General features: G+C 66.2%; 9 protein-coding genes and 1 pseudogene. 4 read left to right on the top strand and 6 right to left on the bottom strand.

Annotated elements, in window-relative coordinates; all coding sequences use genetic code 11:
* Positions 1–7 precede the first annotated feature (7 nt).
* The gene (locus ACZ5LB_RS01975; protein WP_464604487.1) at positions 8–421 is read right to left on the bottom strand and encodes a helix-turn-helix domain-containing protein; all 414 of its coding nucleotides are present in this window, start codon (positions 419–421) and stop codon (positions 8–10) included.
* Positions 422–502: 81 nt separating this feature from the next.
* Between ACZ5LB_RS01975 and ACZ5LB_RS01970 the strand changes: the two genes are divergently transcribed.
* Complete coding sequence (locus ACZ5LB_RS01970) at positions 503–2,095, top strand: transposase (protein WP_464604486.1); 1,593 nt, start codon at positions 503–505, stop codon at positions 2,093–2,095.
* A 167-nt stretch (positions 2,096–2,262) separates the two neighbouring features.
* Here ACZ5LB_RS01970 and ACZ5LB_RS01965 read toward each other — a convergent pair whose 3' ends face one another.
* Together ACZ5LB_RS01965 and ACZ5LB_RS01960 are read right to left on the bottom strand one after the other, a co-directional pair.
* The gene (locus tag ACZ5LB_RS01965) at positions 2,263–3,369 is read right to left on the bottom strand and encodes a hypothetical protein (protein ID WP_464604485.1); all 1,107 of its coding nucleotides are present in this window, start codon (positions 3,367–3,369) and stop codon (positions 2,263–2,265) included.
* Positions 3,370–3,832: 463 nt separating this feature from the next.
* A complete protein-coding gene (locus tag ACZ5LB_RS01960; RefSeq protein ID WP_464604484.1) occupies positions 3,833–4,951 on the bottom strand; it encodes a hypothetical protein in 1,119 nt (372 codons plus the stop codon).
* Positions 4,952–5,202: 251 nt separating this feature from the next.
* Here ACZ5LB_RS01960 and ACZ5LB_RS01955 point away from each other — a divergent pair, with 251 nt between their 5' ends.
* Positions 5,203–5,889: a phosphorylase family protein gene (locus ACZ5LB_RS01955; protein ID WP_464606358.1), complete on the top strand. Its 687-nt coding sequence runs from the start codon at positions 5,203–5,205 to the stop codon at positions 5,887–5,889.
* Between the two features lie 216 nt (positions 5,890–6,105).
* Here the strand turns inward: ACZ5LB_RS01955 and ACZ5LB_RS01950 are convergent.
* A pseudogene (locus tag ACZ5LB_RS01950) lies at positions 6,106–7,398 on the bottom strand (ComEC/Rec2 family competence protein); the annotation flags it as partial.
* Between the two features lie 846 nt (positions 7,399–8,244).
* On the opposite strand from ACZ5LB_RS01950, the gene ACZ5LB_RS01945 reads away from it, so the two are divergent.
* Together ACZ5LB_RS01945 and ACZ5LB_RS01940 are read left to right on the top strand one after the other, a co-directional pair.
* A complete protein-coding gene (locus ACZ5LB_RS01945; RefSeq protein ID WP_464604483.1) occupies positions 8,245–8,934 on the top strand; it encodes a hypothetical protein in 690 nt (229 codons plus the stop codon).
* Positions 8,935–8,973: 39 nt separating this feature from the next.
* The gene (locus tag ACZ5LB_RS01940; protein WP_464604482.1) at positions 8,974–10,755 is read left to right on the top strand and encodes a hypothetical protein; all 1,782 of its coding nucleotides are present in this window, start codon (positions 8,974–8,976) and stop codon (positions 10,753–10,755) included.
* A gap of 6 nt (positions 10,756–10,761) precedes the next feature.
* Here ACZ5LB_RS01940 and ACZ5LB_RS01935 read toward each other — a convergent pair whose 3' ends face one another.
* Both ACZ5LB_RS01935 and ACZ5LB_RS01930 read right to left on the bottom strand, forming a co-directional pair.
* On the bottom strand, positions 10,762–11,799 hold the full coding sequence (locus ACZ5LB_RS01935; protein WP_464604481.1) for a DUF2344 domain-containing protein: 1,038 nt from the start codon (positions 11,797–11,799) through the stop codon (positions 10,762–10,764).
* Between the two features lie 282 nt (positions 11,800–12,081).
* Complete coding sequence (locus ACZ5LB_RS01930) at positions 12,082–13,146, bottom strand: hypothetical protein (RefSeq protein ID WP_464604480.1); 1,065 nt, start codon at positions 13,144–13,146, stop codon at positions 12,082–12,084.
* Between the last annotated feature and the right edge of the window lies 1 nt (position 13,147).

Raw genomic sequence — 13,147 nt, 5'->3', positions numbered from 1 at the left:
GAACGTTCTACGCCTTGGCCATGGCCTGAAGGGCAGCGACCAATTCCGTGCGGGTACCACGCTGAACAGCAAGGCCAACCGCACAAGCCCTTCGATAAAGTTCCATGGCCAAGGCCGCAGGGTCGGCTTGGCCGGCCAGGGGAAGTGCAACTTCGATGCAGGCTTCGATCAAGGGTCCGTAGGGCAGTTCCGGGGTCCACGGATCACCCTGACCGGTGGCCAGCCACTGGAAGTTGCACCCAGTTGCCTGGGCCAAGGCGATCAAGGAATCCACGCCGGCGTGACGGTGCCCGGTTTCCCAATGGCCAAGCTGGGCCTTCGGAAACTTCGTCTTGGCCGAAAGGGCTTGCTGGGACAGGCCCAAGGCCGAACGGATCAGTCGGATCCGATCGCCAAGCGACAGTTCCTGTCTAACATTCATACCTATCCTTTGGGTCGGCTATCACCTGATAGCCGACCGGGGAGGGCAACACCAACCCATCAAGCAGAGAAAGGAGAACCCATGACCAACAATCAGTATGGCCTCGGCCTTGCCGCCAAGGAATCCACGGCTGAGAAGAAGGCGCAGAAATCCCTGATGGCGGCCTTCGATGCCCTTATCGCCAAACACATCGCACCTGCCTTCCTGCAGGCCCGTACGGCAAGGCGCGTGATCGGACTGTTGAAAACGATGCTGACCATGTCGTCCACCAGGACCATCGCCAACACGGTCCTGGCCCAGGGCTTGGACCAAGTGAAGAACTGGAAGATGAACTACCTGGCCTTCTCCCAGGGGAAATGGGATGTCGGCAGGTTCTTCCGCGGGGCGTTTGACGCCGCGGTGCCGTTCCTCCCGGCCGAAGGGCCCATTGTTCTTGCCATCGACGACACCGCGTTGCCCAAGTCCGGTCCCAAGATCGCGCAGACGCGCTGGGTCCATTCGCCCTTGGCGCCCAAGTGGCAGCATCCGGCGTTGCAGTGGGGACTGCCGGAATTTCACGCGGCCTTGATCATCCCCACCGTGGAAGCCCACCGCGTCACCGCCATCACCGTCGCGTTCGAACCTTTGCCGAACGATCCTGCCAAGGAGGCCAAGAAGAAGCGTAGGAAGCCAGGCGAGAGCAAGGTCTGGAAACCAGCGCCCGTCGACAAAAAAGTGTCGGGGGAACCCGCGCCACCGCCTACCCCCAAGAAGCGCGGCCGGCCTTCCAAGGAAGAATTGGCCCGCAGGCTGGCAGCGGAAGGGATCTCCCATGCCGCCATCACGGATGGGAGAGAGAAGGCGACCGTCATCGCCAGAAAGGCCATCAACCGGATTCGGGAATGGATGAACGACAGCAAGATGAACGACCGCATGCTGCTGGTGGTCGGGGACGGATCCTATTCCAACAAGACCGTGATGGTCGGGCTACCCAAGAACACGATCTTCGCCGGCAGGGTGAGGCCAGATGCCAAGCTGTGCGCCCTTTCTACGAAAGCGCGCGCGGGGGTGCCCGAATATGGCGAAGCCCTGCCGACCCCGGAGGAAATGGGCAAGGATCCTTCAATCCCTGAAATCACGGGCATGTTCGACTACGGCGGGGACCTTCGCGAACTCCGGTTCAAATGCGTTGGCCCCGTCTACTGGGAAGGATCCACGCGGAAGCTTCCGCTCCGTTTGCTGATCCTTCAGCCTGTTCCCTTCGGGGAAGGTTTGGATCGTGGCTACAATCGGCGAGCGTTTTTGCTCACCACGGACCACCAACTCGACCCTGCCGTCATCATCAATGCGTATCTGCAAAGATGGCAGATCGAGGTGCTTCACCGTGATCTGAAGAGCGCTGGCCTTGGTCAAGCCAGCGTTCAGAACCCACAGTCCGTGGCGAGGCTGCACTCGGCTCTGGCAGCCCTTTACGGGATCCTTTTGATCGCCATCCTGAGGACCCAAGGTCAGGTCAGGACGGACGCCTATGGGGCGCTGCCGCGGTGGCGGGTCGATCATAGGGAATGGTGGAAGCGGAAGCGCATGGCGAAAGGAAAGTCGGCCCCCGTCCATCGGCCCAGCGTGGCGGACATCACCACCCTCCTTCGGCGGGCCTTGAATGGGCATGGCCATGGGTTGCCGCCAGCAGCCTGAAGGGGCTGGGAAGGAGAAGATAAATGCGGGTTGCCGATGCCCTCGGCAACCCGCTTTCTTTGTCATTTCGACTTCACAACCTCAATGGCTGCAAGGGGGCATAATACGGGATGGCGGTTCAAACCCGTCAAACACCAGGAAAAAGGGGCGCGAAAGCGCCCCTTTTTTCATGGCTCCGGCCGCTTGCCGCCGGTGGCCAGGAGGCGGCCGTCCAGGTCGAAGGTGAAGCTGAAGGGATGGTCCGCATCAAGTTCCGTCGGGGCGTCGCCGAGCAGGGCCGGGTCGGGGTCCTCGACGGTGCCGACCACGGGATCAATTTCCTTCCAGACGATTTCCGGGTGGCGGATGGGAGTTCGGGGGGCGGAGGCTTCGCCTCCCTCTTTCTTGGTCGTCTGGGCATCGGGTTTCGCTTCTGGAAGATCCCCGGCCGCATCCCGGACCGCCTTCTCCGACCGCATGGCCACCAGGACGTGGCCGTTGACCATGGGCTGCAAGGCGATGATGACCTCCGGATACTTCACCTTGCCGGAAAGGCGGTCCTCATCGAGGTGCATCAACCGGATGACGCGCTTGGGAACCGGTGCGTCATCCGGAATGACCCAGAGGATGCCCGCGTGGAGAGAGACCACGAGGAAGGCATCCCGCGTGCGCACGGGGTATTCCAGGAAGGGTGCGAGACCCGCGAACCGGGGCCGGAGCTTCACCATCGGCAGCCAGCGCAGGGGACCTTCCCCGAAGAACAAAGGGGAATCCAGTTCGATGGGAATCAGCGCCTCCGGCTCGAGCATCCCCTTCGTTCCCAGTTTCCACCAGGAGCAGATCGAGAGTTCCCCATCCTGGTTGAAACCAAGGTCCAGGTTCATGGAAAAGAACCGCGTCGGCGTCCCGGACTCGTTCAGCGTGATCGGGAAGCCGCGGAGGCCGCCCCGGCGTTGCTGGTGGTCCAACGCCACAGGATAGTCCCGCCACTCCCCGTCGAAGGCCTTGCGGGAGCACACAAGGGATTTCTCCACAGCCTTGAGGAGGGTGATGTTCCCGTTCCAGATCGTCGCGCCGAAGGAGCGGGGCGGCGTGAGAATCGATTTGCAGGTTCTGGACACGGGATTCCAATAGTCCAACCGATCAGCAAAATAATTTGTAATGGCCAAATTCTCGCCATCCCATAGGAGCCTGGGTTGGCCAAAGCGATAGGCTCCGTCTTCTGCCGACAGGCTTGAGGTTGAGTTGAGGCATAGGACAATTGACAGAACGAAAAGGAATTTACCTGGAAGCATGGGCCACCTCATCGCGGAATCGAAGTCCTTTACGCCTTTCACAAGCCTTGATGCACAGGTCCCTATCCAGTGAAACGGCCAAAATGCACTTTATTGGATCCGGGAAAAACCAACAATTCGAGTTGTCGCTATTCGCTTTTTTTTGGCATCCATTAACGCATTTTGCATATTCATCACCTGAGGACGAACTCGAAACCCCAACGCCGTTTTCCGACCTTGACTCGAATGGGTCATCATATTCAATCGTGGACCCCTCCTTGTGTTGGATCCCTCCGGGCGCCGCAGCCCTGGGAAGAGAGAAGTTACTGGGCCCAGGGTGGGCGCCAGGAAGAGGAACACTTAGAAAAATGAAGACGAACGCAAATGCACATTTATTTAGAACCATTACTGTCTCCACGGTTATTTAAAAGGGTGTTTTCGAAAATCTGAACCCAATGCGATCCCCATGCTTGCCACATTAGGTTCAAAGAAACAGGTTCATACGCTTACCCCCGGTGGCCTTGAGGCGACCTTCTGGGTCGAAGGAGAAGTGGAAGGGGCGGTCGGGGTCCAGTGCCCTGGGGGCGTCGGCCAGGAACTCTGGGTCTGGATCCTCCGGTTTTCCTTCGAGGGGATCCAACTCTTTCCATATGATTTCAGGTTGGAGGATGTCCCTCGGGCGTTCCGGCTCTCCACTCCCGTTCCGGGCGTGGTCCTTCGCTTCGACCTCCGCGGACGAACCGGGCACTTTGGGGGGGTCCCGGACCGCCTTTTCGCTTCGCATGGCCACCAGGACGTGCCCGTTGACCATGGGCTGAAGGTCCAGGATCACCGGGAGGTGGAGCTGCTTGCCCGAAAGCTGGTCGTCGCTCAAGGCCATCATCCGGACCACGCGCATGGGGGTGTGCCCGTCCTCGGGCACGACCCAGATGATCCCGGCGTTCAGGGATACCACCAGGAAGGCGTCCCGGGAGCGCAGGGGGAATTCCAGGAAGGGTGCGAGGCCCGCATACCGCGCCTTGAGTTTCGGCCAGGGGAGGACCTTCGGCCCGATTTCCGGTTCGAAGACGGATTCGCCCAATTCCATGGGGATGAGGGATTCGGGTTCGACCACGCCGTTTGGTCCCTGTACCCACCAGGAGCAAAGGGAGACCGCTCCCCCCTGCCCGAAACCCGGCAAGGTGGACATTGCCAAGAAGCGTTTGCCGGACCGGGTCTCCAGCATGGAGAAGGGAATGCCCCGCAGGCCTTGGCTGCGCTTTCCCTTCTCCCAGGAGATCAGGTAGTCCTGCCAGTTCTCGCCCGGCGGCATCCGGGAATAGACCAAGGTGTCGTCCACCATTCGGATGGCTGAAAAGGTCCGATTCAGGACACTGATTCCCAGCCCCCCGGACGGGGCTTGCACCTTTGCGGAGGTGCCGGCCGGATTCCAGTACGTCAACTCCGGGGACAGGAATTTCATCTCGACGAGACAGTCCCCATCCCACATGACACTGGAGACCTTTCCGGGCACGAGCGGTTGCGGTTCTTGCTCAGCGGACCATCCAGGGTTGGCCCCGGAACCCAGGCAAAAGGCCAACAAAAGATGTTTCAGCAGCTTCATCTGTAACCTTATTTTAAAATTTGTAACTGTTTCATAAGTGAGCCGCCATGGAAATTGCTGCGGCCCATATGGGCGGAAGCCAAATTGGGTTAACCAGTAATGACTCATTGAATATTGGCAATTAAAATTATTAGAAAATTAATAGAATGGCAATGCAAACAGTACAAATTTGAATCATGCTAAACATCGATTTTGATTCACGCAAGTGAAATTTTACGATAAAATTAATATCATTATAGTGCCATTTCATAATGATCCCAAGCCATTGCGTTCCTGCTTCTTGCACGCCTTCGCCTGATCCGGGCACTCTAGGGGCCACTGTCCTACCATGGAAACCCATGATCTCCCGCCCCTCCCTCCTCCTCGCCGCCTTTCCCCCTGAGCTTGCGGGTTGGGAGGCCGCGCCTCCGGAAGGATGGCGCGTGGCCTGCACGGGCATCGGCGCGTTGGCGGCCGCGGCTGCCACGGCGCGGCTGCTGGCGGAACTGGAGCCGGACCGGGTCCTGTTCGTGGGGACCTGCGGGAGCTACGACGGGCGGCTGGGGCCGGGGGATGCGGTCTGGGCCTCGGAGGCCCTGGCGGTTTCCCTGGACGAGTTGGAGGGCCGGGCCTACCGGCCGGAAGCGGAGATCGTCCGGTGGCCCGCGACCCTGGCGCCGGCCCTGCCCTTCCCGGCCCACGGTGTGGCCGTTCCACCGGGCATCACCCGCACCGAGGCGGGGGCGCGGCTCCTGGGGTCGTTTGCGGCGGTGGAGCACCTGGAGCTCACGGGGGTCTTCGCGGCCTGCGCGCAGGCGGGGGTTCCCTGCGGGGCGGTGCTCGCGGTGGCGAACCGCGTCGGACCGGAAGCGCACCGGGAGTGGCGGGAGAACCATGAACGGGTGAGCCGCGCCCTCATGGCCGACCTTGCGGGGCTGGGGGTCTTCGGGGGGCGGTGAGGCCAGGAGAAGCCGCCGGCCCGTGCCGGTTTCCACCAGCCATCCCGCGGGCTGGGCCTCGGCGCGGATGCCCAGGCATGGGCCGGTGACGAAGACGTGGGCGGTTTCCAGGGCCGCAAGGGCCTCGGGATGGGGATGGTCGAAGGCGTTGTCCCTGCCCGCGCAGACCAGCGCCAGGCGGGGATCCAGGGCCGCGGTCCAGGCGGCGTCGCTGGCGCTGCGGCTGCCGTGGTGGCCGGCCTTCAGGAGGCGGCCGGGAACGGGAGGCCCGGGATCGCCCAGGTCCAGGAGGTCGCGCTCCTGGGTCGCGAGGGCGTCGCCCATGAGCCAGAGTTCCCGGCCGCCCCAGGTCACGCGCAGGACGAGGGAGTTCATGTTCACGTCGCGCAAGGCCATGGGACCCGGCGGCCACCGCACGGAAAATTCGGCCCCGCCCCGGGTCCAGGCTTCGCCCCGCCTCAAGGTGCGGGCCCCGCGGGCGGCGCCGGCCCCGAAGGGCTCCCATTTCGCGGGGGCCATGGCGGGCCGGCCCATGGAAGCCAGGGGCCACAGGCCCGCCAGCGCCTCCAGGCCGCCGGCGTGGTCCTGGTGGGGATGGGTGAGGAGGAGGTGGAGGGGCTCCCGAACGCCGCGGCGGCTCAGGACCCGCGCGATCCTCCGGGCCGCGCGGGCGTCGGGGCCCGTGTCCACCAGAGTGGCGTCGCCGCCGGGGGCGCGGATCAGGAGGGCGTCGCCCTGGCCGATGTCCAGGGCCTCGATGCTCAGGGTGCGGGGAGGCCCCCCGGTGCCCCGGGTGGCCAGAAGGCCCAGGGAGCCCACCACCAGGGCGGCCGTGAGCCAGCGCGTGCGGCGGAAGGCCGCGTGGAGCTGGGCCAGGAGCACCCAGCCCAGGGCCAGGGCGATCCAGGGCCAGAGGGTCCCCGTGGCCAGGGGCACCACGTGCGCGAAGGCGGGCACCAGCGTTCCGCCCACCCAGGCCAGGACGCCCCCCAGGGGGCCCACGGCCCACGGCGCCGGCAGGAAGACCAGGGCGAGGCACAGCGGCGCCAGCACCGCCACCACGGGCAGGAGGGCTAGGTTGGCCAGGGCCGAATACAGGGGGGCGCCGCCATGGAACAGGGCCAGCAGGGGCAGGGTGGAAAGCCAGGGAGCCAGCACCCTCGCCAGGTGCGGCGCGAAGCGCCCCGCCAACGGCCCCAGGAGCCCCGCCAGGGGAAGGGTTCCCCAGAGAAGGCCCGTCAGGGCGAGCCAGGAAAGGAGGAAGCCCGGGTCGCACCCGGCCGCGGGGTGGACCAGGAGCCACGCCAGGAGCGCGCCGTGGAGGGCCACGACCCGGGGTGCCTTCCACCCGGTGCCCTTGGCCGCGGCCCAGGCGAGGCCCATGAGGAAACCCCGCCAGACGGGGGCGGTGAACCCCACCATGGCGCAGTAGGCGAGGCCCCCCGCCATGGCGGCGACGGGGCTGCCCCGGCCCAGGGTGCGGCGCCACAGGGCTTCCAGGCCCGCCATGACCAGGGACACCTGGAGTCCCGAGACCACCAGGGTGTGGATGGTTCCGCTCTGCACGAAAGGACTGAAGGCTTCCCCGTGGGCGGGCGGGATGCCCAGGGTCAGGGCGCCCCAGAGATCCCTCGCGGGGCCTTCGAGGGGCAGCGCGAGGAACCTCCCGTGGACCCAGGTGCGCAGGGCCAGGAGCGGGGAGGGTCGGCCCGGGCCCAGCACCTCCATCACCAGGGCCGAGGGCAGGTGCAGCCTCCGGGGGGCCCCGGAATCCCGGGCACGCCACAGGGGGCGCTCCGCGAGGAAGACCGGGCCCGGGAGCACCGGCCGGAGGTCGGCGGCGAAGGCCACCCGGACGCCCGGCGGCGGCGGAGGAAGGCCGGACGCGGGAAGCCCCAGGGGAAGCGTAAGGCCCCGCAGGGATTCGGGAGCCTCGATGCGCACGGCGCCGGCCCGGGAGCGGCCCCGGACCGTCCACGGCGCGGCCAGGACGCCCCGGATCCGGGCGGGCCCGGCGGGCAGCGCCCCTTCCCACCGGGCCAGGCGCGCCAGCCCGCCCAGGGTGCCCCAGGCCAGGGCGATGGCCAGGGGGAGCCAGGTCCAGCGCCGTCGCGGGGCCAGTGGCAGCGAAAGGACCAAGGCGCCCCAGCCCGCGAAGTGCGCCGCCAGGGGCAGCCTGCCGTCCCAGGCCTCCGGCAGGGCCCACGGGACGGCGCACGCGGCCGCCAGGGCCCAGGGGAGGGCCCAGAAACCGTCCCCGCTCAGGCGCTGCCAAAGTTCATCCCGGGAAAGCATGGCGCGAGTCTACGCGCGGGGGCGATCCATGTGAAAATGGCTGTTCATGCGGGATTCCAAGTGAAGCGCGACCACCTTTTCCCTTTCGCCGTCTGCCTCGCCGTGGGGTGGGCCTCCCTGGGCGCCTGGAGCCCGACCTTCCACGAGGTGCAGACCGCCCGTGCCTCGCGGCTCCTGCCCAGGCGCATGGCGGCCTTCCTGGGCACCCATGCCCGGGACCTCCTCGTCGGGGCCCGGGGCCAGGCCAACGACCAGGTTCCCACCGTGGAGGACGTGGAGGAGCAGTTCCGCCGGGTCGTCGCCCTCACGGAGGAGCGCAAGCGCCCGGAGCGCATCGCGAAGGAACTGGGCGTCCTGGCGCACCAGGTCCAGCTGCTCATGGACCCGTCGGCGGTGGTGGGCGTTTCGTCCCTGCGGGAGTCCTTCCAGGCTTACGGGGACGAGAAGCTGCCCAAGCTGGTGCTGAGCCGGGAGCCCTTCTGGGCCGTGACGTCACCCCTGGACCCCAGGCCCAGGCTGGTGGAATGGGCCAAGGTCAAGTTCGACCGGAATCAGGCCCTGCAGGCGTGCTTCGACGAAGCCACCGGGCGAAGGAAGGGCGGGTGGGACGAGCTTTCCGTCCCCTTCGCCCAGCTCCAGTTGGCCTATTCCAATGGAATCAACGCCACCGCCAACATCTGGATCCAGCTTTGGCGGGCCGTGGGCGACCAATGGGACGCCCCGGGCGATGAAAACCTAGCCAGGGAGTAGTCTTTTCGATATCTTCCTATCATCACCATGGAGACAAGAATGGCTTCGTATACCCGGCTCGGTTCGTACTTGCTTTCCAGTGAACTCACGGCCGATCCCGTCGGCAGGATCCAGCGTGGGCTCTCCCTTGCGGGAAGCGCCTTCGAGAAGCACCTGCTGCTGCGGACCTTCTCCGACGAACTGGTGGAAGCCGGCATCGGCGGCCGCATGGCCGAGGCCACGCGGGTGGCGGGGATCCTCGCCGGCAGCCGCGGCTTCGGGACCAACTACCACGCCGAGGCCGGTAGGGCGCCCCACATCGTGTGCGACTACGTGCCGGGGCGCAGCCTCGCGCAGGTGCTGAAGAAGACCCGGGAGGAGCAGATCCCCCTGGGCGTGGACCACTCCCTTTCGGTTATCCAGGGCCTGGCCATGTCCCTCATGGCGCTGGCCGCCAAGGACCTCCACCACGGCGCCCTGAGCCCCCACAGCATCTGGGTGAGCTTCGAAGGCGCCACCCAGGTCATCGACGCCCCCTACGCGGCCGTCCTGGCCGGGCTCCTGCCCAAGGCCAAGGGACTCGAGAAGGAGCTCGCCCCCTACCGCGCCCCGGAACCCAGGAACCCGCTCCAGCAGGACCTCTTCGCCCTGGGCGCCGTGCTCTACGAGATGCTCACCCTCGAGAAGCTCCCGGCCCCGGAAGCCATCCCCGCCGCCCTTTCCCGGGCCACGCTGAAGGCGGCCATGGAGGACGGCCCGGTCCCCGCCGAGATCTCGGGCCTCCTGAGCCGGCTGCTGCTGGACGCCTCGGCCTTCCCCTCCATGGGCGAATTCAACAAAGAGCTCGAGCGCGTCCTCTATGACGGCGACTACAGCCCCACCACCTTCAACATGGCCTTCTACATGCACACCCTCTTCCGGGACGAGGCCGAGCAGGACAGCCAGGCCATGAAGGCGGACCAGGGCATGGACTACACCCCGTTCCTGCCTTCCGAAGGCGCGTCGCGCAGCGTCCTGGTCAACGCCGACGGGCAGAGCCGGGTGAAGTACTTCGTCTACGCCGGCGCCGCCGCCGTGGCCATCCTCGGCTTCTTCGGCTACAAGTACCGCGAGCTGCGGTCCGAGAACAACGCCATCCAGGTCAAGCTGGCCGAACTCCAGCAGCTCAAGGCCGCCAACGAGAACAAGCTCCTGGACATCGCCAAGCAGGAAGAGTCCCAGAAGGCCCTCCAGGAGCAGCTCGCCAAGAAGGCCTCCGAGGCCAAGACCGCCGAGGAACGCGCCAAGGCGAAGAAGGACCTGGAGGAATCCAAGGCCAAGGCCCAGGAACTGGCCCGGCAGAAGGATGAGGCCCTGAAGAAGCAGCAGGAACTCACCAACCAGGGCAACACCATCGCCCTCAGCGCCCAGAAAGCCGCACCCCAGCCCGTGCCGCAGCCGCCGCCTCCGCCCAAGCAGGAAGCCCCGGCCCCTGCGGTGGTGGCCACGCCCGTACCCCAGGCGCCGGCCCCCGCGGCCGCCGCGCCCGCGCAGCAGGAGACGGTCGAGACGCCCGTGTCCCTCGTGAGGCGCGTCAGCCCCGCGGTGCCCCGCATCGCCAACAAGGCCTTCCTGCCCGCCAACCTGCGGGAGGGCGACATCAAGGTGATCCTGAAGATCTTCGTGGACGCCCAGGGCCACCCGGTGAAGGTGGTCATCGTGCAGGGCGTGGCCGGGCCCTTCGGCTATAACGACTCCGCCCAGAACGCCGCCCTGGCCTCCGGCTACGCCCCGGCCACGCGGAACGGCAAGCCCACCACGGGCTGGATGACCCTCGAATACAACTTCGGCAAGGCGAGGTAGCTACCCCTACCCGCCCAGGATGATCGGATCGTCGTCGTCCCCGTCCACGATGCGGATGTGGGACCCGGCGTCCAGCAGCACCGCATCCTCGAACATGTTGTGAAGCTTGGGTTCGTACCGGTCCGCTTCCAGGAGCCGCGGGTCCTCGGCCAGTTCCAGGCCGGTGCGCGCCAGACCGGTGACGGCCGCGGGGTCCACCCCGAGGATCGCCCCCAGGAGTTTCTGGGGGTTGGGGGCCTGGCCGGAGGCGATGCGGGTGGTGAAGGCCAGTTCCCCGTCCCGCCAGGCCATCGCCTCCACCAGGGACCGGATCTCCACGCGCTTGACCCCTTTGTGGCCACCGGTCTTGCCGGCCTTCTCCATCTCGAAGCGTTCGGCGGCCATGAACTCCGCCGTCGCGAAGAAGGCCCGCTCCAGCAGCTCCGGCGGGCACGCCCAGGTCCAGGACGCGGATCGGCACAGGTCGGACACGGGCGACGCGTAGTTGGGGACGATGCTGGCCTCGAGGACGGCGAGGCCCGCCGGCGCATGGGTGTTGATGCGCCCGGGCAGGTCCGCCGGCGGAACCCCGGCCCCGTGGGACAGCACGGCGTCCGCCCATTCCCCGAGCCCGGGAACGCCCAGGGGCAGCGGGTGCCCCAGGTGCAGCGCGGGACGGGGGACCTTTTCCAGGCCCATGGCCAGGGGAAGGCCTGCGTCCAGGATCGCCCGGGCCAGTTGGGCTGCCAGCGCCGGCGGGTGCTGCGCGCAGGCGGGACTGGAGGCCGAAAAGCGGAGCCGGAGGGTTCTCCGGTTGGGATCGGTCTGCCAGCGGTTCATGCGCCGGACCCTGGACCTGGCCACCTCGTCCCGGAGCCGTGCCCGCACAGGCTCCCAGTCCGGTCCCGCCTGGCGGAGGAGGGCCAGGGCGTGCTCAAGCTGGCCCTCCAGCCCCAGTTTTTCCAGGAGGAGGTCCAGGGCCGCCGGCTCGGGAGGGCCGGCCGCAACCATGTCCTGGAGGGCCTTCAGCGGCGCGGGTGCGGAATCTCGGGTGGCCTCGTCCATAGCGTTCCAGTGTAACCAGGGGCGGCGCCGGTTCCAGGGTCCGGGTTTTCCGCGAAGGCTGCTGATTTCTCGGCGGGGAATTCCGAAGTCGCCATGAGAATCAGGTAAGGGAAGGGTTGCTGCGTTCTTTGTGCAGGGAAAATATTCACGGGCCCGCTGGTCCATTTCCCCAATGGATACGCCATTCTTCCGCGAATTCCCCCGGATGATACAAGCCCCCCCCGGAAAGGAATTGCCTAGGTTCAGGTCATGAATGGATTTCCCCGGGGGAAGGGATGCGCCTCACCGCGGCTGCTTGGATTCCAGGAAGCGCTTGGCCTCCCGCCGGAGGATCTCCGCGACGCCCTTGTCCCGCACCAGGAGCTTCAGATCCAGGTCGATGAGGCGCTTGAGCAGGTTCAGGGAAAGGGCGATGGGCGTCTTGGGGTTGAGCACCAGGGCCTTGACGATGACGTATTTCTTGAGCCAGTCCCGGTTGGTGGCGATGATCCGGATGACTTCCTCGTTGACGGTGCGCATCTGCGCGATGAAGGCGATCTCGCCCTCGGTGATTCGCGGATTGCGGATCACGTTCACCTGGATGAGCCGGTTGGCCTCCCGGATGAGGAGGGTCCGCTCCTCCTTGCCGCCCTTGATGGCGAGCATGATCTTCTGGTTGGTGCGGAGGCGCATTACGCGCTTGGCGAGGGAGAGGGAGATCTCGTTGCCCTCCTCGTCCACCACCGGCGCCAGGAGGGTCCTGACGGGGGCCTCCTGCTCCTCGGGCGTCTCCGCGGGCAGGGGCAGCTCGGACCAGGCCTTGTCGAGCCTGCCGGCCTCCACTTCGTCGATGATCTCCAGCCGCTCCTCGGCGACCTCCTTCGTCACGAGGCGCAGCACGTCCCGCCGGAACTCGTTGACCCGCCGCTTGATCTGGTACTCGGCCTCGGGGTGGGTCTCCAGCAGGTCCAGGATCACCGGGCGTTCCAGCCAGAGCACCTGGTTGTTCAGGGGGATCTCCAGCACCGAACCCGGCAGGAACGGTACCACCCGCTCCATCCACGCGGAGTTCATGTCCGGGTGCAGCAGGGCCGTCTCCAGGAGGGCCGGCTCCTTGCGGTGGATGAGGATGAGGCCGAGGGGATCGGGAGGGTCCTGGGGCCCCAGGATGGCGTTGGAGAGCAGGCTCTCCGGCATCGCCTTGATCGTCTCCACCGCCGTGTCGGCGAAGGGGGTCTCGTTGAAGAAGGCGTGGCTCAGCGCGTGGAGCAGATCGGTGGGCGGCACCGGAAGATTGCCCGCCACCAGGGACCTCGCCATGGCCTCGGGCAGCTGGCCATCCATGAATTTCTGAACGATCAGGTGCACG

Source organism: Mesoterricola sp. MK458, assembly GCF_055384935.1.
Note: the sequence above shows the minus strand (reverse complement) of the source record. Positions and strands in the feature narration are given on the sequence as shown.

Bases quoted from the DNA above. Each gene is read 5' to 3' on its own strand.
- ACZ5LB_RS01955 (WP_464606358.1), top strand. From the start codon at position 5,203: ATGATCCCAAGCCATTGCGTTCCTGCTTCTTGCACGCCTTCGCCTGAT.
- ACZ5LB_RS01975 (WP_464604487.1), bottom strand. From the start codon at position 421: ATGAATGTTAGACAGGAACTGTCGCTTGGCGATCGGATCCGACTGATC.
- ACZ5LB_RS01960 (WP_464604484.1), bottom strand. From the start codon at position 4,951: ATGAAGCTGCTGAAACATCTTTTGTTGGCCTTTTGCCTGGGTTCCGGG.
- ACZ5LB_RS01935 (WP_464604481.1), bottom strand. From the start codon at position 11,799: ATGGACGAGGCCACCCGAGATTCCGCACCCGCGCCGCTGAAGGCCCTC.
- ACZ5LB_RS01940 (WP_464604482.1), top strand. From the start codon at position 8,974: ATGGCTTCGTATACCCGGCTCGGTTCGTACTTGCTTTCCAGTGAACTC.
- ACZ5LB_RS01970 (WP_464604486.1), top strand. From the start codon at position 503: ATGACCAACAATCAGTATGGCCTCGGCCTTGCCGCCAAGGAATCCACG.
- ACZ5LB_RS01965 (WP_464604485.1), bottom strand. From the start codon at position 3,369: ATGCTTCCAGGTAAATTCCTTTTCGTTCTGTCAATTGTCCTATGCCTC.